The organism is Gemmatimonadota bacterium (assembly GCA_009692115.1).
Lineage (GTDB): Bacteria > Gemmatimonadota > Gemmatimonadetes > Gemmatimonadales > GWC2-71-9 > SHZU01.
The window spans coordinates 102,501-123,648 of record SHZU01000002.1; the positions used below are offsets into that span (position 1 = coordinate 102,501).

17 protein-coding genes and 1 pseudogene are annotated in these 21,148 nt (G+C 66.0%); 5 read left to right on the forward strand and 13 right to left on the reverse strand.

Annotation, left to right across the window (positions count from 1 at the left end):
* Positions 1–6: 6 nt before the first annotated feature.
* The 9 genes from EXR94_02925 to EXR94_02965 all read right to left on the reverse strand — a co-directional run bounded on the left by EXR94_02925 (position 7) and on the right by EXR94_02965 (position 12,413).
* Positions 7–1,698, reverse strand: a complete 1,692-nt coding sequence (locus tag EXR94_02925; GenBank protein ID MSR01683.1) for an efflux RND transporter permease subunit — start codon at positions 1,696–1,698, stop codon at positions 7–9.
* Between the two features lie 1,609 nt (positions 1,699–3,307).
* Complete coding sequence (locus EXR94_02930) at positions 3,308–4,429, reverse strand: efflux RND transporter periplasmic adaptor subunit (GenBank protein MSR01684.1); 1,122 nt, start codon at positions 4,427–4,429, stop codon at positions 3,308–3,310.
* A complete protein-coding gene (locus EXR94_02935) occupies positions 4,426–6,228 on the reverse strand; it encodes a TolC family protein (GenBank protein ID MSR01685.1) in 1,803 nt (600 codons plus the stop codon). Before EXR94_02935 ends, EXR94_02930 begins: the two co-directional genes overlap by 4 nt.
* Entirely contained in the window at positions 5,997–6,575 is a 579-nt protein-coding gene (locus EXR94_02940) for a TetR/AcrR family transcriptional regulator (GenBank protein ID MSR01686.1), read from the reverse strand. Before EXR94_02940 ends, EXR94_02935 begins: the two co-directional genes overlap by 232 nt.
* Before the next feature lie 87 nt (positions 6,576–6,662).
* Positions 6,663–7,985, reverse strand: coding sequence for an amino acid permease (locus EXR94_02945; GenBank protein ID MSR01687.1), 1,323 nt, complete (start codon positions 7,983–7,985; stop codon positions 6,663–6,665).
* A 7-nt stretch (positions 7,986–7,992) separates the two neighbouring features.
* Positions 7,993–9,312 carry an amino acid permease gene (locus EXR94_02950; protein ID MSR01688.1) on the reverse strand — a complete coding sequence of 440 codons (1,320 nt, stop codon included), beginning with the start codon at positions 9,310–9,312 and terminating at the stop codon, positions 7,993–7,995.
* A 13-nt stretch (positions 9,313–9,325) separates the two neighbouring features.
* Entirely contained in the window at positions 9,326–10,048 is a 723-nt protein-coding gene (locus tag EXR94_02955; GenBank protein ID MSR01689.1) for a GntR family transcriptional regulator, read from the reverse strand.
* Positions 10,045–11,781 carry a D-aminoacylase gene (locus EXR94_02960; protein ID MSR01690.1) on the reverse strand — a complete coding sequence of 579 codons (1,737 nt, stop codon included), beginning with the start codon at positions 11,779–11,781 and terminating at the stop codon, positions 10,045–10,047. Before EXR94_02960 ends, EXR94_02955 begins: the two co-directional genes overlap by 4 nt.
* Positions 11,782–11,966: 185 nt before the next feature.
* Complete coding sequence (locus EXR94_02965; protein ID MSR01691.1) at positions 11,967–12,413, reverse strand: hypothetical protein; 447 nt, start codon at positions 12,411–12,413, stop codon at positions 11,967–11,969.
* On the opposite strand from EXR94_02965, the gene EXR94_02970 reads away from it, so the two are divergent.
* The 3 genes from EXR94_02970 to EXR94_02980 all read left to right on the forward strand — a co-directional run bounded on the left by EXR94_02970 (position 12,397) and on the right by EXR94_02980 (position 15,728).
* Positions 12,397–15,057 carry a penicillin acylase family protein gene (locus tag EXR94_02970; GenBank protein MSR01692.1) on the forward strand — a complete coding sequence of 887 codons (2,661 nt, stop codon included), beginning with the start codon at positions 12,397–12,399 and terminating at the stop codon, positions 15,055–15,057. The two genes, EXR94_02965 and EXR94_02970, sit on opposite strands and share 17 nt — an antisense overlap.
* Before the next feature lie 3 nt (positions 15,058–15,060).
* Positions 15,061–15,411 (forward strand): hypothetical protein, encoded by a 351-nt coding sequence (locus tag EXR94_02975; GenBank protein ID MSR01693.1) that lies wholly within the window; start codon positions 15,061–15,063, stop codon positions 15,409–15,411.
* Positions 15,412–15,473: 62 nt separating this feature from the next.
* On the forward strand, positions 15,474–15,728 hold the full coding sequence (locus tag EXR94_02980) for a hypothetical protein (GenBank protein MSR01694.1): 255 nt from the start codon (positions 15,474–15,476) through the stop codon (positions 15,726–15,728).
* Positions 15,729–16,433: 705 nt separating this feature from the next.
* Here the strand turns inward: EXR94_02980 and EXR94_02985 are convergent.
* The 3 genes and pseudogenes from EXR94_02985 to EXR94_02995 form a co-directional block, all read right to left on the reverse strand.
* Positions 16,434–16,601 (reverse strand): annotated as a pseudogene (locus EXR94_02985) (SPFH domain-containing protein).
* A gap of 18 nt (positions 16,602–16,619) precedes the next feature.
* Entirely contained in the window at positions 16,620–17,708 is a 1,089-nt protein-coding gene (locus EXR94_02990) for an alcohol dehydrogenase (protein ID MSR01695.1), read from the reverse strand.
* A gap of 19 nt (positions 17,709–17,727) precedes the next feature.
* Complete coding sequence (locus EXR94_02995) at positions 17,728–18,564, reverse strand: hypothetical protein (protein ID MSR01696.1); 837 nt, start codon at positions 18,562–18,564, stop codon at positions 17,728–17,730.
* A 135-nt stretch (positions 18,565–18,699) separates the two neighbouring features.
* On the opposite strand from EXR94_02995, the gene EXR94_03000 reads away from it, so the two are divergent.
* The gene (locus tag EXR94_03000; protein MSR01697.1) at positions 18,700–19,029 is read left to right on the forward strand and encodes a heavy metal-binding domain-containing protein; all 330 of its coding nucleotides are present in this window, start codon (positions 18,700–18,702) and stop codon (positions 19,027–19,029) included.
* Between the two features lie 103 nt (positions 19,030–19,132).
* A complete protein-coding gene (locus tag EXR94_03005; GenBank protein MSR01698.1) occupies positions 19,133–20,662 on the forward strand; it encodes an ATP-binding protein in 1,530 nt (509 codons plus the stop codon).
* On the opposite strand, the gene EXR94_03010 is transcribed toward EXR94_03005, so the two are convergent.
* Positions 20,649–21,065, reverse strand: coding sequence for a hypothetical protein (locus EXR94_03010; GenBank protein MSR01699.1), 417 nt, complete (start codon positions 21,063–21,065; stop codon positions 20,649–20,651). The genes EXR94_03005 and EXR94_03010 overlap by 14 nt on opposite strands.
* Positions 21,066–21,148 lie beyond the last annotated feature (83 nt).

Here is a 21,148-nt window from a genome sequence, read left to right on the forward strand (position 1 = left end):
GGAACCTCATGGAGTGTGCTTCGGCGCCAGCGGCGGGGCGGCCGCCGGATCAAGGTTCCGGTGAGCAGCCTTCTTGGCGCCGAAGAACCGAGCCCTGGTCTCGTGGAGGACCTCGTAGAAGGTCGGCACAACTAACAGCGTCAGCAAGGTCGACGTGATCACCCCGCCTATGATGGCCACGCCGAGCGGGGACCGGAACTGCGAGCCCTCGCCTGTCCCCAGCGCGATCGGAATCATGCCGGCGATCAGCGCGACGGTCGTCATCATGATTGGCCGGAGCCGGATCCCGCCGGCCTCGATCAGGGCATCCCGGATCGAGAGACCCTTTTCCTCCTGGGCCCACTTGGCGAAGTCAATCAGCAGAATCGCGTTCTTGGCCACGATCCCCATCAACAGGATGACGCCGATCAGGCTCATGATATTAATGGTGTAATTCGCCAAGGAAAGCGACAGGAAGACCCCAATCAGGGACAAGGGCAGGGACGCCATGATGGCCAGGGGGTCGAGGAATGACCCGAACTGCATCACGAGCACCAGGTACATCAGCAAGACGGCGACGCCCAGTGCAAAAAAGATGCTTCCGAAGGCCTCGTCCTGGCCCTCCTGGTCGCCACCCGTGGCGATCTCGACTCCCGGCGGGAGATCGAGTGCCTGGAGCTTGACCTGTGCGTCGGCCATCACTTCTCCGGTCGAGCGGCCGGCGACGTTCCACTCGACGGCGACGTTGTTGTCACGGTTCAAGTGGTTGATGACGGCGGGGCCGATGCTTTGGCGGATCTCCGCCACCTGACCGAGGGGAATCGTCACGGGCCCGTTCGGTCCAGCCACCACCAAGGGCAGTTGGGCAAGATCGGTGATTCGTTCGCGATACTCGGGGGCCAGGCGAATCCGGACGTCCCGGGTCTCGCCGCTCGGGTCGACCCAGTCGCCGGCGTCGATGCCGGCGAACGCGGGGCGGATCGATAGCGCCACCTGCCCTACGGTAACGCCCAGACTGCCGGCAAGGCCGCGGTTGAGCTCGACATTGACCTCGGGCTTCTGGCCCTTCGTCGAGAGCGACAGGTCGACCACGTTCGGGACCTGTGCGACGATCGACTTCACTTGCTCCGCCACGGCATTGAGCACCGCGCCGTCCTCGCCCCGGATGTTGAGCGCGAGTTGTTTCCGGCCGCCGTTGAAATCACTGGTATAGACCGAGGTCGTGAACCCGGTGGTGGCCTTGACCGAGTCCCGGACCACGGCGGCGATGTCGTCGGCGCTTCGGTCCCGGTCCTTTTTGGGAGTTAGGCGCACGAAGATCGTGCCGGCGTCCACCGACCCGGTGGCGCCGTCGCCAATCGTGCTATAGGTGTAGCGGACCTCGGGGACGCTGCGGGCGATCCGCTCGACCATCCCGGCTTTTTGGCGGGTGTAGAGGAGGCTCGAGCCGGGAGGGGTTTCCACCTTGATGTTAAACTCGGACCGGTCATCGATGGGAAAGAATCCGAAGCCGACCTTCTTGTAAGTCGGCGCGACCTGGACCAGGGCGACTGAGATGCCGATCCCGACGGCCGTACCGAGGATCTTGGTGGGCCACGCTGCCCGTCCGGCGGCCCACGCCGCAATGCTGACGCCGATCAATGCGCCGAGCAGGGCAAGGAGCCCCTTTGACGGCAGCGTGAACGCCGCGAAGAAGGTTCCCACCGTCAGGACCAGCATCGATAGCCGGTGGTCGAGGGCCCAGGCCACCACTCGGCGGTAGCCGTTTGCCTGCCGGTTGAACCAGAGGTTGAACCAGTCCAACTGGCGGGTGATCCAGCCGCGCTTCTCGGGTGGAACGTACGGGTCGGGCCAGTAGGCCGAAAGCATCGGGTCGAGTGAGAACGACACCAGCAACGATACCGCCACCGCGCACGCAATCGTCAGCGCGAACGGCTTCATCCACTGTTCGGTCAAGCCGCCTTGGAAAGCGACCGGAATGAACACGGCGAGCAAGGAGAAAGTCGTTGCTGTCACGGCCAAGCCGATCTCGTCGGTGCCTTCATGGGCGGCTCGAAAATGGTCTTTGCCCATCTCGACGTGCCGGACGATGTTCTCCCGCACCACGATGGCGTCGTCGATCAGAATCCCGATGGCGAGCGACAATCCGAGCAACGACATCGTGTTGAGCGTAAAGCCGAAGGCCCAGACCGCAATGAACGACGCCAACACGGACACCGGTAAGGCGAGTCCGGTGATCACCGTCGACCGCCAGGAGTTGAGGAACACGAACACCACCAGCACCGTCAGCAGGGCACCCTCGAGCAGGGCCTTCTCCACCTCCCACACGGAGCTCTCGACCCGCTCGCCCGAATTGCGAATGACCTCGAGCTTCACGCTCTCCGGCAGACGGTGCTTCACCCGCTCGATCCGTTCCAAGAGCCGGCTACTCACTTCGGTAGTGCTGTACCCCTGGGATTTCTTGATGTCGATCCCGACGGCCTCGACTCCGTCGAACAACGCCACGCTTCGCTGTTCCTCGAACCCGTCGCGGACGGTGGCCAGCTCCCCAAGGCGAATGACCCGGCCCTGGCGCTCGACGACCACGATTTGAGCGAACTCCGCCGGACTCTCGAGCCGCCCCTTGAGCCGGATCGAGCGTTCCGCATCGCCGGATCCGAGCCGCCCCACCGGGGCCGCGATGTTCTGGGCTTGAATGGCCTGAACTACTTGTCCAACGCTTACCCCAGTGGCCTGAAGGGCTTGCGGTTGAAGTTCGATGGTCAGCTCGCGGTCCTGCTTTCCAGCGACCGTGACCTCGGCGACGCCGGCGATCGAGCGGAGTTCGCGGGTAACCCCCGGGTCGGCGAGCCGGGTCAGTTCACCCGAGGAGAGAGTGACCGAGGAAAGGGCAAGCGACACGATTGGCCGATCGGTGTCGTTGAATTTCTTGATGATCGGCTCTTCCATTTCCCGGGGAAGGTCGTTCCGGATCGTGGAAATGGCGTCGCGAATGTCCTGGGTGGCTTCGCCCAGTGGTTTGTCGAACTGGAATTCAACCAAGACGCGTCCGAACCCGTCCTCAGCGGCCCCGATCACTCGCTTGACGCCCGCGATCCCGGCGATGGCCTCTTCGACCGGATCGAGGACCTCCTTCTCGACGCCATCGGGCGAGGCGCCCGGATAGATGAGGGCGACGGTCACGAACGGCGGATTGATCTCGGGAAACTCGTCGGTCTTGAGCCGGAGCAAGGCAAAGATGCCGAACACCACCAGCGACATCATGGCGACGATCGTGATGACCGGCCGCCGAATCGCAAAATCAGAAATGATCATCGTCGTCTCCGGGTCAGTTGCTCCCGGCCCGTTCGGCCGGAGCGGAGGGACGGACCTTGGTACCGGATTGGAGGCCGCGCGCCGACCCGATCACGACCGTGTCGCCGACGGCGAGGCCGCTGGTGATCTCGATCCGGTCGATCGTCTGGTCTTCGATGCCGAGGGCCACTTCGAGTCGCTGGGCCATGCCGCCATGGATTCTCGTCACCGTGGGGCGGATCCCGCGGCGATCAACCGCCGAACTCGGTACCACCAGGCCCGTCCGGGATTCGACGGCGACGCGCCCTTGGGCAAAGACTCCCGCTACCAAGCGACCGGCCTGGTTGGGAAGGGTGACCGTGATCCGTACCTGCCGGGTGGCCGGATCGACCGCTGGGTTGATCCGGCTGATCTTGCCGTCGAAGGTCCGGTCGCCGTAGCCGTCGATCGTGAAGCCGACCGGCGTGCCGACCGTCAGACGGCCGACGGCCGCCACCGGGACTTGGGCTTCGAGCCGGAGGCTCGACGGGTCGACGACGGAAAACAGGGGATTGCCGGCGGAGACATTGTCGCCGGCGTTGACGTTGCGTTCACTGACGATCCCGTTCAGCGGCGACCGGATCCGGGTATACCCCAGTTGCTTCTTGGCACTGGCCAGACGGGCCGTGGCCTCAGCCTCGGCGCCCTCCGCATTCATGACCGACCACCGGGACTGTTCCAGTTCCCGCTCGGCGACGGCCCCCGCCTGGGCCAATTTCCCCGACCGCTCGACGTTTCTTCTCGCGACCACGAGGGCCTCGGTGGCCGTCCGCAGTCCGGTTTGGGCCGACAACACCTGGTCACGAATCGCATCGTCGTTGAGGCGCCCAAGTGCTTGCCCCACTCGTACGGCCTGTCCCTCGTCCGCGAGCGCCTCCACGACGATGCCGGGCACCTCGGCCCGAATCGTGGCCGACCGCGCCGCGGTCAGCGTTCCGGATATCGCCGGTCCGTTCTGGAGGGTTCGCGATTCGGCGACGAACAGGTCTTCCGGTCCGAGCAGCACGGGCGCTGCTTCGGTGTAGGCGCTGTCACCGGCGCCGGCCTTACCGCAGCCCGCGAGGGCCGTGACCGCTATGGTCACCATCGTGGAGCGGAGCAACACAGGGAATCTCATGGGAACGTCTGACCTCCGGTGGAAGCCGGCTGGGCCGCCTGGGGGCGGCTCGATTGAGTGCGGGTTGCGGGAGCGGCCTCGGGGGCGCCTCCGAGCGGCAGATCGGCCAACAAGGCCACCCGGACCCGGGCAATCTGGAGATCGCGTGCCGCTTGGGCCCGATTGACCTCGGCCTGTTGAAGGGCGATCCGCGAGTCGAGCAATTCGGTTTGGGTCGAGATTCCTTCCCGGAACCGAATGTCGGCGATTTGATAGGCCCGGGTCGCCTGGGCGGCGGTCCCTTCGCTGGCTTGCCAATTGGCGGCGGCCGCCTCGAGTTGGGAGAGGGCGTTTCGTCCGTCGAGTTCGGCGGCCTCGGCTACTTGCTGTTTCCGGAGCCGGGCCTCGTCGAGGCCGGCCTTGGCCAGCACCCGGTCGCCCTTGAGCCGGCCCCCAGTGAAGATCGGGACCTGGATGCCTAACGCCAATCGCCAATCGGTCACGAATTCATCGAGACCGGGGAGCCCTCGGGATGGATAGGCAATCCGGCTGTATTGGCTGGTCAGGGCCAGGCTCGGCAATCGGAGCGACCGGGAGACCTGATCCAGACCTTCCTGGGCCCGGACCGCCTGCGCCGCCTGACGAACGGCCGCTCGGTGGGCCGCCACCGTATCCGGAGCGGAGGCCGCCAGCCGGGCCAGCGACGGGGTCTTGGCGACCGCGGTGTCCGCCAGTTCGGTCGACAGGGCCAACGGCTGGTCGACGGGCAAGTTGAGGAGTTGGCGGAGCCGGATGTAGGCCAGGACCCGTTGGGTCCGGCTCTGAATGACCAAGGGCCGTTGGTTGTCGCGCGCCACGGTGGCCCGGAGGACGTCGAACTCCGGTGCGGTGCCCACCTCACGCCGAAGCCGAGTCTGGCCTAACGTCGTGTCAGCCTGCGCCAAGGTCGCTTGGGCAATGGCCAGGAGACGGTCGCTGAGGGCGGCGTCGTAGTAGGCTTGGACCACGTCGAGGACGAGTTGGGCTTCGGCGCTGGTGAGCGCAATCCGAGCTGAGGCCCGGCCGGCTTCAGCCGCCCGCATCTGGCCGAAGATCCGGCCTCCGTCAAACAAGGTTTGCGACCCCGAGAGCCCGAGCGTGTAGGTGTTCTTCCGGCCAAACGGCAGGCGGCTGAAGCCGGCGAACGGATTCACGGTCGTCGTGCACCGCACGGCCCGCTCCAGATCGTCGAGTCGCTGCCCGATCGGCTTGGTCGGATCGGCGGCGAAGGCGTCGCAACTCGTCGGCGGCGGCGGGGCGGTGGAGGTGTCGACGGTCCCGCCGAACACGTTGTCAAACTGGGACTTGAGCTGCCGGCTGTAGGAGAATGATCCGGCGAGCTGCGGGTACAGTTCGCTCCGGGCCTGCAAGACCTGGCCCCGGGCTCGTTCAACTCCGATCCGGGCGATGCCGACCGCCTCGCTCGCCGGCCGGGCAAGCGTCAGGGCTTCTTCGAGCGATAGCGTGCGGGGAGGCTGCGCCTGCGAGTGGCTCCGGACGGTGAGAGACGCCAACAGGGCGGCGGCGAGCAGGGCAGGACGGCGATAGGTCACGATAACGGCTCCTTCAAAGCGAGGGCCCGGGCGAACAGATCGAGGTATTGGTCGACCGAAATCTCGGGTGGGTCTGGGTACATCGACGGCAGGATGTCGCGGCTGATGGCGTCGGCGAACAGGGTGCCCATGAACATGGTGGTGGCAGCCCGGAGGTCGATCTCCGCCGCGATGAGGTGCTCCGCCTGAAGCCGCTCGAGGTAGGCCTTGAGTTCGAGGCCCGCACACACGGCCTGACTCCGATCCATCGGGAAGATGTCCGGTCGCTCTTCCATCTCACCCATGGCGGTGCGGATCAGGAAGCGGCGTTCGAACATCTCGTGATGATTCGCCAACGCCCAGACTCGCAGTTCACCGCGAGGGTTGGCCGATCGAGTGGGGAGGGCGCAGGGCGTCGAGCTGCTGGCGCATTGGATTGCTTCGTGCAGCAGCCGGGTCTTCGACCCAAAGTGGCGGAACAACGTGATTTCGTTGACATGGGCCCGCTCGGCAATCCGCCGAGTCGTGGCGCCCCGGAAGCCGGTTTCGGAATAGACCTGGGCGGCGGCTTCGAGAATGCGATCGCGGAGTTCCATAGGCCGCGAATCGTAATCGACCAGGAAATGGCAAGCAAGTGGTCACTTGCTTGCATTTCAAGTGATTATTTCACAACGAGTTAACCGTCAGCCGACTGACGGCTTGCTTCGCTTCCAGAGGTAGTAGATCGGAATCCCGACCAAAGTACCGCCAATGCCGATGGCGCCCCGCGCCGGATTCGAGACGACCGTGTTCACCACGATCACCACCGCCGCGGCCACGAAGAGCAACGGAGTCAGCGGATACCCGGGCACCTTGAACGGCCGGGGCGCATCGGGGTCCTTTTGTCGAAAGACGATCACGCAGAGTCCGCCTAGACCGTAGAAGATCCAACCGACGAATACGACATAGGTCAGGAGCGTATTGAATTGTCCGGACAACGCCAGCACCGCCGCCCAAGCACTGACAGCCAACACGGAATTTGCCGGCGTGCCGAACCGGGGGTGGACCTCACCCAGTTTCTTGAAAAATACGCCGTCATTCGCCATGGTGAAAAACACCCGGGACGCGGTCAGCATGATCCCGTGCGCCCCGCTCACGATGGAGACCAACACCGGGATGGCCATGAGTTTGCCGGCGCCGGCTCCAAAGCCCACGGCGACCGCGTCCGACGCCACCGTGCTCGAGGATTGCAGGGCGGTGGGTCCGAGGCCCGCCACATAGCCCAGGTTCGCGAGCACATAGACCGCGATGCAGCCGGCCGTCCCGATGACAAGGCCAAGCGGGAAATTTCGTTGCGGGTTCTCGACCTCCCCGCCGACGAAGGTCGCGTACTGCCATCCCTCGTAGGCCCACAGGACGGCGACCATGGCCGCCAATCCCCCGGAGACCAGCGTGGCATCCCAGGTCGCCGGCCAGGCGACCGTGACCTCGGAAAATCCGTGGCCGACCAGCGGCAAGGCCACGATCAAGAAAAGCAGGGCCCCCACTTTGAGCGCCGTGGCCACGCCCAGAACCGTGGTGCTCTGTCGGGTGCCGCGGACGTTGATGAAGGCCAGGAAGGCAATCGCGGCCAAGCCCACCAACTTCCGTCCGATCGGAGAAATCCCCGGGACGAGCGCAGCCATGTTGTCGCCGGCTGCGGCGGCGAGCGCCGCGACGCTCCCACTCGCGATCACCGCAAACAACGTCCAGCCATACACGAACGCCGTGACCGGTCCGAACGCATCCCGGATATAGGCGTACAGGCCTCCAGCTCCGGTCCGCATACATCCGAGTTCGGCGTAGGACAGCGCGCCGAGCAGGGTGAGGAACCCACCCACGGCCCAGACCGACAACGAGACGCCGACGTACCCGCCGCTGTTCCTAAGCACACCGCCCGGCGTGAGAAAGATCCCCGAGCCGATGATGGTCCCGATCGTGATGACCGCGACATCCTTGGCACTGAGGGTGCGCTTGAGTTCGCTCATGGAGGGCTCACCTCGAGGGTGGGGCGAGACGGCGCCAAATGGCGTAAATCGGAATCGCCGCCGCGGTCGCGCCGAGGCCGATGAGCCCCTTTTGCGGCGACTGGACGACGGTGTTGACGACAATCGCGAGGCCCGACAAGACGAAGAGGATCGGGGTCACGGGGTAGCCGGGAACCCGGAACGGCCGGACCGCATCAGGCCGGCTGCGGCGGAGGGCCAGCACCGCGAGCCCGCCGAGGCTGTAGAACAGCCACCCTACGAAGACGACATACTGGAGCAGCAAATCAAAGGTGCCGGAGGCCGCCAGAATCGCCGACCAGATGCCCGCCGCCATCAAGGCAAATGCCGGCGTGCCGAACCGCGGATGGACGCCAGCCATCCGTTGGAAAAAGACGCCGTCCTTGGCCATCGCAAAGTAGACCCGGGCCGACATCATCGAGTTGGCCTGCGCGGCGGTGAGCATCGAGATCATGATCGGGAGAGAAATGATCTTGGCCCAGGACCCGCCGAGAACCGCGCCCGCCGCGTCGGCGGCGACCCGGTTCGAGGCCATCACGCCGGCGGGCCCGAGGGCCGCCACATAGGCCAGCGCCGACAGGACGTAGATCACAATCAACCCGAACACCCCGAGGGCAAGCCCGCGCGGAAAGTTCCGCTGCGGGTCGATCGTCTCTCCGGTCATGAAGGTCAGATACTGCCAGCCTTCGTAGGCCCACAGCACCGAAACCAGCGCCAGTCCGGTCGTGGCGGCCAGGCCGGGCGTCGAGAAGGTCGGCCAGACTTGAGTGACCTCGGAAAAGCCCGAGCCCAGGGCGGGGAGGGCAATGACCAGCAGCGCGATCGCCCCCAGTTTGATGGCGGTGCCGGCCTTGAGCACGCTGGTGCTCTGCTGGGTCCCCAACACGTTGACGAACGAAACCAGGAGGGCAAAAAAGACCCCGACCATGCGCTGCGTCATCGGCGACATCGGGATCCACACGGACAGATAGGTGGACGAGGCAACCGCCAGGGCCGCGACGGTGCCGGAGCCGATCACTACGAACAGGGTCCACCCGTAGGCAAAGGCCACGGCCGATCCGAACGCGTCTCGGATGTAGAGATAGAGGCCGCCCGACCCGGGGTTCATCGCCGCCAACTCGGCGTACGTCAGGGCTCCGAGGTAGGACAGGATCCCGCCGACGATCCATACCATCGTCGCGAGCCCGACCGATCCGCCGGAGTCCCGAAGCACCGCACTCGGTACCACGAAGATTCCGGAACCGATCACGGTTCCGAGGGTGAGGATGGCGATGGCCCGCCAGGTAAAAATCCGCTTCAGGTCGGTCATGTAGCCTCGTTGGTTACCAGCGTCCGCGGTCGCCCACCCGCTCGATGACCCGGCCAAGACGCTCGGCCGCGTTCTGCCAATTCAACTCCACTGCCGTCTTGGCCCCCTTGGCATCGCCGGCCTCGATCGCGTCGATGATGGCTTCATGCTCGGTCACCGAGGTGCCGACTTCTCCGGCCAGGAAGCTGACGTACAGGCGTTCGTACCGCTCGGCCTGAGGCTTCACCGCCGAGTGCAGCACCGTGAGGCGAGGGCCCGCGGCGGCGTCGACGCACCGCTGGTGGAAGAGATCATCGAGCACCCACAGCCGGTCGTGGTCGGGGCTCGACGCTTGCGCCACTCTCCGGAGGTCGTTGTTGATGGGCCTGAGTTCTTGGACCAAGGCCTGTCGCGCCGCCGCGGGCAGTCGCGCCGCAAGGCCGGCGGAGAGTCCCTCCAGTTCGCCGACGATATTGAACAGCTCCCGCGCGTCCTCGCCCGTGAGTGGCGCCACCGTTGGCCGGGATTGCTGCATCGACGGCGAGTCGATGATATAGCCTTCCTGCAGGAGCCGTTGGAGCGCCCCTCGAATCGGCGTCCGGCTCACCCCGAAGCGGGTCGCGATGTCGGTTTCGACCAACCGGCTGCCTGGCGCGAGACGACCCGATACGATCAACTCACGGAGCTGTTTATAGACCTGCTTGGGCCGATCGGTACGAGCGGCACCTTCCGGCTCGGCCCGGTTGGCCGGCGTCATTGATTCCGTCCGGTCCAGCCCGCGCCCCGGACGATCTTGCCCGGTTTCGCCCCCGTGTGCTTCCCGGCTGTCACCACCGCCATACCGTTCACGAAGACGTGCTCGATGCCGACCGAAAGCTGGTGCGGTTGCTCGAACGTAGCCCGGTCGATGACCGTGGCCGGATCGAACACGATGACATCGGCAAAGTACCCCTCCTCGAGCAGGCCGCGCTCCTTGATCATCAAACGGCGGGCGACCGCCGAGGTGCCCTTCCGGATTGCCTCCTCGAGACCGATCACCTTCTGCTCCCGGACGTAGCGGCCCAGCAGTCGGGGATGGTTCCCGTAGGCGCGCGGATGCGCCAACAGGCCACCGGTGTTGTCGGGATCCATGCCGTCGGCATCGGTGCCCCATTTGATCCAGGGCTGGCGGATCTGCAACGGCAGGTTGGACTCGGTCATCATGTGGAAGATCGCCCCGATGGCCGCCTTCTCCCCGACCACGATATCCGACCAGGCCTCGAACCAGTCCTTCTTCATGGCCGTGGCAATGTGGTCCAGACGTTGGCCTTCATACTGCTTCAGTCCGGCCGTCGTAAAGCCAACCACCTGGACTCCCCCGGGACCGCCTAACGTGCAGAGACCTTCCGAGTTGGTCATCCGGGCCCCGGTCATCTCGGCCTTGATCTTGGCGCGAACCGTGGGGTCCTGCAGGTTGGCGAGCAGCTTGCCGCCCTCGGCCGCCCAGGGCGGGGCACAGGCGGCCAGCGAAGTGCCCCCGGCCGTATAGAGGTACATGTCGGCCGTCACATCCTGGCCTGCGTTCCGGACCGAGTCGATCTTGGCGATCGCGAGCGGCATCTTGGACCAGTTGGCCGTCCCGCTCGCCTTCAAGTGGTAGATCTCAACCGGGACGCCGCCTTCCCGTCCGATCCGGATCGCTTCGTCGATCGCCTCGAGAAACCGGTCGGCCTCGGAACGCATGTGGGTGATATAGACGCCACCGTAGGGAGCGGCGGCCTTGGCCTGGGCAATCAACTCCTCGGTCGAGGCGTAGCTCGCGGGCGGATAGATCAGGGCGCTCGCGACCCCAAAGGCCCCGTCTTCCATCGCGTGCTTGACCACGGTTCGAATGGTGTCGAGTTCGGCGGGTGTCGCCTCACCCTGGGCCTCGCCCTTGGCGTAGATCCGTGCCGTCGCCGCCCCGAGGAACGACCCCACGTTCTGGGACACCCCGTGGTCACGCATCATCTCAAGCCACGCGTTGAAACCGCGGGGGCCCCGAAACTTCTCGAGCGCCGGCTTCAGCGCTACCTCGCTGCCGGCCAGCGCGGCGATGATCCGGTCGTTGGACGGCGCCGGCGTGGAGCCCTCGCCCAGGATGGCCGTGGTAATGCCTTGGGTGACGCTCGAAATCACCCGGCCATCACCAAGAGTAAACGCCGCCACCGATTGGGCCTGGATATCGATGAACCCCGGAGCGATCACTCGGCCGGTGGCATCGAGTCGTTGCTTGGCCGCGGCTTTGGCCAACATTCCCGGGGGGGTAATTCGCGAAATCCGCTCGCCCCGAATCGCGACGTCGCCGTAGAACCAGGGATTGCCGGACCCATCGATGATTCGTCCGCCCGTCAGAATCAGGTCGTACTCGGGTCCGTCGCCGGAGGGCACGCCCCCCGCCGGGGTCGGCGGCTGACAGGCCAGGGTGGCAAAGAGGAAACCAACAGCGAGCGATCGGGCTGGCGGGACCATCGTCGGGGGCCTCACGCTGGTATGATGTCCGAAGCATGGTTGTCGCTGGGCTGGCGGCGCGACAACAGAACAGATTTGTATGCAAAAATTACGATCCCGGAGCCAGTCCCGCAAGCAGTGGAACCGGCGTCGGGCGGCGGCTACAACTCCCGCGCCTTGAGTTCCGCCAACTCGTGCTTGGCCGCCTAGAGCACTTGGCTCGGGTTTACCAAGCGATCGCGAACGGTCTCGGAGAGCGCGGCCGCTTCGGCGGCGGCCCGGAGATGACGGGTGAGCAGATCCGCCAAGATGAGGCGGGCGGCGTGGTCGGTCGGAATCCGGTTGAGGTGGGTCCGGAGCCGATCCGCGGCTTCGGCGAATTGCCCTCGTGCCACCAGCGAGGCCTCCTGCGAAAAGGTGGGGTCGCCGCGGTGGGCGCTTGAGGCGGTGACCAACGCCACGAACCCGTGGCCCATCTGGCCGATGAGCCGCCACGCCACGATCCCCAACCCAGCTCCCAGGACCCCAACCACGACCGCGGCCAGGATGGCGCCACCGAGACCGGTCCGCCCTTGGGCGACGAGGTAAACGCCACCCAAACCGCCGATCACCAGCCCGGCGAGGGCCGGACAGAGGATGATCCGGATCCGCATGATCCGCTCGGCGGCGTCATTGTCAACGAAGTTTGGTTGCAATGACGTTGATCTCCGAGGGAGCCGGTTCCTCGGATCTAACTTCAGGGACCCCCGATTCCGCAAGCTCGCGAGGCACGACCGCTTGACAACGCCGCCTCCGACCGGAACCTTTGCCCCCATGATCAAGCGAATACTTCTGGGTGGAGCGGGATTGGCCCTTGGGCTCGGCACGCTCGTTTTCGGATCGCGCCCGCTCGGGAGCCTGCCTCCTCTGGGCCCCTTGCTGGACCCCGGCCATGGGGTCTGGGCCTTGCCGATCGCCGCCCGGCCCAGGACCGCCGAGGCCATTCGGCTCCCGATTTTCGAAGGGGCAGTGACCGCCATCGTGGACACCCGGGGCGTCCCGCACATCTATGCGGACCAGGAACTCGACGCCTTTCGGGCGCTTGGGTACCTGGTCGCCAGAGACCGCCTCTTTCAGCTCGAGATCCAGACTCGGGCCGCGGCCGGGACGTTGACCGAGCTCGTGGGTGCCCGGGCGCTTCCGGTCGATCGCGACGCCAGGCGATTGGGTTTTCGCCGAATGGTGGAACGCGGACTCGCGACGGTGGACACGACCTCGGACGCCTTCCGGTCGATCCAAGCCTACGGCGAAGGCGTGAACGCCTGGATCTCGGCCATGAGCGGGCGCGACCTCCCGGTCGAGTACCGGCTCTTGGGCGCTCGGCCGGCGCCATGGTCGGTCGGGAACACCTACCTCTTGCTGGGCCGGATGGCGCTCACGTTGGCCTACAATGACGCCTCGATTCAGAAGGCGGCGGCCGCCGCCAAGGTCGGCTGGCCGGCGGCGGAGGCGCTGTTCCCGGTGGACGCGCCGATTCAGGAGCCGATCCAGCCGAACCCCGTGGACTCGACTCGGTTGGCGTTCGTCCCGATCCCGGCGCCCGGCCCACCCGATTCCACCGGCCGGCAGGCGGCCGCCGCCGCCACGACCGCTCACTTGGCGTTAGGCCGATTTCTTCGCTGGTCCGGGGAGGAGGCGCTCGGGAGCAACAACTGGGTCGTGGGCCCGGCCCGCTCGGCCACCGGCCACGCATTGCTGGCGGGAGACCCCCATCTCGAGCTGACGCTGCCATCGATATGGTATCAGGCCCACCTGGTGGTGCCTGACCGGCTCGATGTGGCCGGCGTCACGCTCCCGGGGGCGCCGTGGGTGGTGATCGGGTTCAATCGCTCGATTGCCTGGTCGTTTACGAACACCGGATCGGACGCCAACGACTTCTACCGGGAGTCTGTTGATGATCCGGTCACCCCGACCCGGTATCGCCTCGACGGCGGGTGGCGGGACCTGGAGCTCCGGGTTGAGACGTTTCGATCGCCCCTAGGGGCGGTGCTCGCGGTCGATACGGTCCGATTTACCCACCGAGGGCCGTTGTGGAAGGCCGACTCCGTCTGGATGTCCATGGCCTGGACCGCGTACGGGGCCGCCAACAACGGCTCCGAGCTCCTCGCCATGGGCCGGGCCGGGAGCACCGATGAATTCCTCGAGAAATCCGCCACGTATGCGGTGCCCGCCCAGAACATGGTGGTAGCCGATCGGCGCGGAACGATCGCGATTCGGTCTACCGGTCGCTATCCCGTTCGGCCCGGCGCCGGCCGCGGGGATCTGATTCAAGACGGCACCCGGTCGGCCAACGACTGGACCGGCGACCTGCCCCTCGATTTCTATCCGTTTTCGATCAATCCGGCCCGGGGGTATCTGTCGTCGGCCAACCAACAGCCGGTCGACCCGAGCCAGAACTCGCGATATCTCGGAGCCAATTGGTACAGCCCCTGGCGGGCGATCCGGATCAACACCTTGCTCCGGGCCGACTCGCAGGTCACGCCCGACGCGATGCGACGGTTTCAAACCGACCCCGGCAGTGCCCGGGCCGATCGGTTCCTGCCGTTCTTGTTAGGCCGCGATTCGCTCCAGCGGATTCGAGCCCCGGCCAAGGTCGTCGAGGCTCGGGGGTTGCTGGCCTCCTGGAATGGCCGCTACGAGCTCGAGAGTCGCGGCCCAGCGTTGTTCGAGGCGGTGATGCGGGAACTCGTCCGCCGGACCTGGGACGAGCTCGCCTCGACCGAGCCGCGCCAGGGCCTTCGCCCGGCTGAATCCGTTTTGTTGGGGCTCCTTGGCGATTCAACGAGCGGGTGGTGGGACGATCGTGCGACGACAAGCGTCATCGAGCACCGGGATGACATCCTCGAGGCCTCCCTCGCCGCCGGACTGGACTCGGCGCTGGCCCGGCATGGCCCGGCCGACAGCGCCGGTTGGCTCTGGCGCAATGCGCACCACGCCAACATCTACCACCTCCTGAAGATCCCGGCGCTCTCGGCGCTCGAGTTGTCGGTTCCCTCGGGACCCTCCACCTTGAGCCCGTCGAGTGGGGCCGGGACCAGTGGCGCGAGCTGGCGGATGGTAGTAGAGCTTGGAAAAGAGGTGACGGCCTGGGCCACCTATCCGGGCGGCCAGTCCGGCAACCCCACCAGCCGCCACTATCGAGATTTTCTCGACGGCTGGCTGACCGGCGCCCTCGATTCATTGGTCGTCCCCGCCCGGCCCGAGACCTTTCCCGCCGATCGGATCGAGAGTCGCCTCACGTTCGGAAAGGGGCGTTAGGCCATGGTGATGGTTTATTGGATGCTGGTCGTCGCCAACGGCGTGGCCTTCGGCACCCTCGCCGCCGGGTGGTACGCGGTACCGGTCATCGGGCTGGTCGGGGCACTGTTTGCACCCCGGCGGTCCCGTCCGTTGTTCACGGTCCCGGCCGGATGCGTGCTCGGCTGGGCTGGCTTGCTGCTCCGGAGCGCCCGGGCTGACGGATTTCCGGCGCTGGTCGCCATGGTAGGCAAGTTGGTTCCGATCGCTCCCCCGGCCCTGGTCGGTGCCACGCTTGGGTTGGCGCTCCTCCTTGGCCTCGGGGCCGCGGGTCTCGGGGTCGCCCTTCGCCGGCCGCTCGCCGAGGATGCGTAGACCGACCTTTCACTCACATTGGGAGTTCAAATCACCTGAAGGCCGCAATCACCGCGCTGATCTTGATCGGGTCAGCCAACGCGGCCGAGGGGCAGCAGGACACGGTCCGGATCCAGGCCATCTCGGTGGCGCCCTATCGGGACATGTTGGTGGCGGTGCGAAACAAGGTGAAGAAGCTGGTTGCCGGTCGACAAACCTTGGTTCAGGTCCTGGCGGCCAAGCCCAGTGCGGCGTTTGACGCCACTTGGGGTAAGGGCTTCATGAAGGCGGACGACTTGGTGACGTCGGTGTTCGAGAGCCTCACCGCCAAGAAGTAGGCCCGTTACCGAGTGAAGACCAAGATGGCGCCGCCGTCGTAACCTGTTCCGAATTGAATGCTGGCGTCGGCGGCATTGAGGTAGCGGATTTCCCGAACGATCATTGCGGAGATTTCCGCCAGCGCGCCCACCCCGACCCGGGGGGCCCCATCCACGACGACCCGGGCGGTTGGCGTGGGGGTGCCGCTGGCCGCATTGCCGAAGGAGCTGGCGCCCCGGTTCCGAAGGAACCCGGGGCGCAACCGCTGAACGAGGTCCCGCGCCGTGTTGACCTCGGTCCGGATCGCATCGATTTCTTCGACGACGATGACATTCGGTTGACGTTTGACTTTGGGCTTGGCGGCGGGTGAATCTTGGGCGGCCGCCGGATCGCCCAGGACGGCAATCAGCATTACGGACATCAGCCATTTCATCGGAACCCCCAGGATTGCCTCGTGCCGGGAAAGATAGTCCGGAGGAGCCGGGGCGGCGTCGGCCCAGGGCAGGGCGGCCCCGATGCCGGCAATGAGCGCGGCCAACAAGAGGCGAAAAGTCACTCGCTCTTCCTCGGCGGAGGCAGTTTGCCAGCCTCGGTCAGCGCTCGCCGTAAGGCGAATTCGATTTGACCGTTGAGGCTTCGAAGCTCGGCCGAGGCTCAGCGCTGCAAGGCGTCGTGTAACGCTGGGTCAATTCGGATCAGGACGGACTTCCGCTCGGCCACGGGAATCAGGAGTAGAGCGATCCGGCGTTTATCACCGGTTGGGTCGACCGCTCGCTGCAGAGCACCACGAGGAGATTCGGCACCATTGACGCCTTCCGCTCATCGTCGAGGTGGACGATCCCTCGCTTGGACAGGAGCTCGAACGCGTTCTCGACCATGCCGACGGCTCCTTTCGCCGGGCCGGGGTGTGACTACGGGATGATGATGGCCTTGAGAAGGGTCTGCGATGCGACCGCTGCGAGTGCGTCCCCGGCATGGGCCAGGTCGAATCGGGCCGTCACCATCTCTCGCCAAGGAATCCGGTGCTGAAACCGCGCGGCCAATTCGACCGCCCGATGGAAGTGCGAATAGTCCGATCCCCAGCACCCGCGGAGGTCCACGTGCTTCCGGTTGATCTGAAAGTGGGGGTGGATCGGAACCGTGCCGTGGTCGGTATACTGGCCGACCACCACCACCCGGCCCCCGTCGCGAACCAAATCAAGCGCCTGGGGAACGGCCTCTGGCCGCCCGGCGGCTTCGATGACGACGTCCACCCCCCGCCCTCCGGTCAGGCGGCGCACTGTCTCGAGTCGTTCGGCGGGAGGCACCGCGAGGTCCAAGGTGGTTGTGGCACCCATCCGCCGAGCGAACGCCAGTCGATCCGCCGGTGCCCCGACGGCGATGATCTCGCCCGCACCGGACAACGCCGCCAGGGCAATCGCTGATTGGCCCACCGGGCCGGCACCGAGGACCGCCACGCTTTGCCCAAGCTTGATCTCGGCTCGATCGACCGCGTGGACCGCGGTCGTCAACCCGCATCCTCCGCCGATGAAGGTCTCCGGTTCGAGCGCCGCGGGGAGCCGGATCATCTTGACGCCGGGCTTCATCCAAATCCGCTCCGCCCACCCTCCGAGCGGCCCTTCGCTGGCGCTGTAGCTGATCCCGTACACCCGGCGGGACGGACACCGGGTGGTCTGCTTGGCGACCAAACACTGGTAACACTGGTTGCAGGTCTCGTGGACGTCGAGGAAGGTGACGACGTCGCCCTCCTGAAAGGGAACCCCGTCGATGTCCTTGATCGGGCTCCCCATCGCAGCGATGCGGCCGACCGAGACGTGCCCGGGGATCAAGGGGTAGGGAACACCCGAGAGTCGCCCGTGGTGGAGATGCACGTCGGTTCCGCAGACTTCGGAGTACATCGTCTCGAGGAGGGCGGCGCCGGCGGTCAAGGCCGGAATCGCAATCTGCTCGAGACGAATCGGTTCGTTGGGGCCGGGCATGACAGCCGCAAGGCACGTGATGGTCATCTGGCGGGCTCGGCTAGACCGCGAGCAGTTCGAGTTGCACGCCGCTGCTCCAGTCAGGGTGGATCAGGATCGAACGGGGTCCGAACGGCCGAAACGGCACGCCCTCGTGACGGAGATGGGTGGTCGCCGTGTTCAGGTCATGAATCGACACGGTGAGCCCGATGGGCTCAGCGGAGGGCGGATTGGTCGACAGGCTGGGCCCGAGGCGAGCGGCCGCATAGCCCGGCGACACCAACCAAAGGCGCGAGGCCCCGAGGTCGAGGGCAACACCGCCCGGGTGCGGGTGAACTCTGGCTCTGCCCAGAAGCCGTTGATAGGCCACGGCTGCTACCTCAGGGGCCGGGTGGATCACGGTCATTCCTGCGATTCCGAAAGCCGTGTTGGCATGGTGCTGCCACTCCGGTCGCCAGACGAACTCGCGAGTGTGTTGTTGGCAGAAGAAGGCCGGGAGGGCCGGGCTGGACTCCTCGGGCAGGTGAGCGACGCTGAAGCGAGCCCGAACCTCTCCATGGGGCAAGGAAACCGGCCGCTCGAAATCGACGACGGGCGGGACGTCGATCCCCCGGTCGATCAGGGCCGTCCGGGTGGCCCTGACATCGGTGGTGCCGAGAGCCATGGCCCCAAATCCCTCGCGGCGCTCGAGAATCCGGGCCCACCGCTCGCTGCCGGTCGACCGATCGAGCACGGCCAGGAGTTCGATGTAGTCGCGGCCGAGCATGATGGTGTGGTTAGCGGTCCCCAAGGAGGGGTGGCCGCCCCGCTCGGTGAGCGTGAACCCGAGCCGGCGGTAGTGGTGCGCCGCCGACTCCAAATTTCGGACAAACACGATGGCATGGTCGAGGAAGATCATCGGAAGCTCGATCGGCGTTGGTCGAATCTACCAAACGGCGCACCGCGAAACAACGAGCCGGTGAAACGGCTATTATCCTTCGCTACCTTCGAATGAGGTTCTCTCGTGTCCCGCCATCTCGCCAATCCGAACAAGATCCAGCACCACCTGACGACCACGGCGTTTACCCTCGACGGGTACCGGGTCACCGCAACCCTCGGCGTCGTACTTGGAATCACCGTGCGGTCTCGCTCGTTCTTCGGGTTCATCACGGCGTCCCTTGAAACGCTAGGGGGCGGCCGAATCGACCGGTTTGTGCAGCTTTGTGAACGGGCCCGCTCGGAAGCGTTCGAGTTGATGCTCCAGCATGCCGAGCAGTCCGGTGGGAATGCCGTGATCGCCATTCGATACGACGCGACCGAGGTCCTGCAGGGTGTCAGCGAAGTCCTGTGCTACGGAACGGCTGTCGTTGTTGAGCAGGTCTGATTCGGTCGAATCGCGTTGTGATGGCCTGGTCGGGCAGCAATTGGGTTAACGCCTCCGCCGCTGGCGGCCTATCATCCGCGGGCATCCATCCACCGGAGTCGTGGTGCTCGCCAAAGTCCGTTCTGCCGCCGTCATCGGCATCGATGCCTATCCGGTCGATGTCGAAATCGATCTCGCCAACGGGCTCCCGTCGTTCTCGACCGTTGGCCTTCCGCACGGCGCGGTCAAGGAGGGCAGGGAGCGGGTGTCGGCCGCTCTGGCGAATTCCGGGTTCGAGTTCCCGCTCAAACGAATCACCGCCAATTTGGCCCCCGCCGATGTTCCCAAGGCCGGCTCGGCCTTCGATCTCCCGATTGCCCTCGGGGTTTTGGTGGCCAGCGGTCAGCTGGCCATCCCAAGGCTGGCGGACGGATTCGCGTTCGGGGAGCTCGGCCTCGAGGGGAGCCTTCGACCGGTCCGGGGCGCCCTCTCCCTGGTGAGCTGCGCCCAGGCCCTCGGCGCTCGATGGGTCCTGGTACCTTCGGCCAATCGGGCCGAGGCAGCGTTGGTCGAAGGCATCGAGGTGTTGGCCGCTCCGTCCCTGCGGGCCATTGCGGATCATTTCCGGGGCCGGGTCCAATTGCTCTCCGGACCCGCCGGCATCGCGGCTGTGGCCGCGCCATCGGACGGCGTGGATTTTTCAGAAGTCCGCGGGCAGGTGCTTGCGAAGCGCGCCCTCGAGATCGCGGCGGCCGGTGGCCACAACATGCTCATGGTCGGTCCTCCGGGCAGTGGCAAGACGATGTTGGCCCGCCGGCTGCCCACCATCCTGCCCCCGATGACCGCCGCCGAGGCCGTCGAGGTAACTAAAGTCCATAGCGTGGCGGGGCTCGGTGGATCCGCGGTCGGCCTCCGGAGCAGCCGGCCGTTCCGGGCTCCCCACCACACGGTGAGTGATGCCGGCATGGCGGGCGGCGGCCCCCATTCCCGCCCCGGCGAAGTGAGCTTGGCCCACCGCGGCGTGCTCTTCCTCGACGAGCTGCCCGAGTTCCGCCGCAACGTGCTCGACACCCTCCGCCAACCACTTGAAGATGGGATCGTCACGATCGCGCGGGCGCAAATGACCGTGACCTACCCGGCCCGGATGATGCTCGTGGCCGCAATGAACCCCTGCCCCTGCGGTTACTTCGGCGACCCGACCCGGGAATGCCAATGTACGATCGAGGTCCGTCGTCGCTACCGGAACCGGATATCCGGACCGCTCTACGATCGGATCGACTTGCAGTGCCAGGTTCCCGGCGTGGCCTGGTCTGAACTCGTGGACGGTGACTTGGCTGAGTCAAGTACCGCGATCGCTGCCCGAGTGCGGAGCGCCCGGGAACGGCAGCGGGTTCGGTTCGACGGCCATTCGGTTGCCTCGGTCAACGCCGATCTGTCAGGCCGCGGGGTGGACCGGTGGTGCGCCCCTGACGCCGAGGGCCGGAAACTCCTGGCGCTGGCCCTGGCGCGGCTCGGGTTGTCGGCCCGGGCGTATGTCCGGGTTCTCAAGGTGGCTCGGACGATTGCGGATCTTGGAGGGGAGGACCGGGTTCGGGGGCCCCACGTCGCCGAGGCGGTGCAGTACCGCGGCCTGGATCGGTCTATTGGGGGCTGACCAAGTTCACCACCAGCCGGAGCCGGTAGTCTTCCGGGCGGATGATCCCGCGAACCAGAGCCGGATAGGGTCGCAAGTCTATCGCCTCGATGATGTAGCGGCCCTCGGTCACGCTCGCCGGCAGTCCAGCATCGATCAGCACCGGACCCTGGGTGGACCCTCCAAAGACGCCCAGCTCAATTCCAGCCTTTCCCTTGACCACGCACACCGCGTCGATCGGGCACCGGCTGTCGCCGACCACCCGTCGAAATCCGACCGTCAGGTCGGTGCCGACGATCCGGGTGCTTTGGTTTGGCGCGATCTCAAATTCCTCGCCCAGCGGAACCTCGGTCGGGTCGAGCCCAAAACATCCGGCGATCAATCCGGCCCCGGCCATCCAGTGCCAATGCTTCATTCGGGTCATGCCTCCGGCGTCCTTTGGGCAATCCCCGTACCAGCTTGTTCAAGGGCTAAGTGCACTGAATAGGGCCCGGTAGCCGCCGGCCG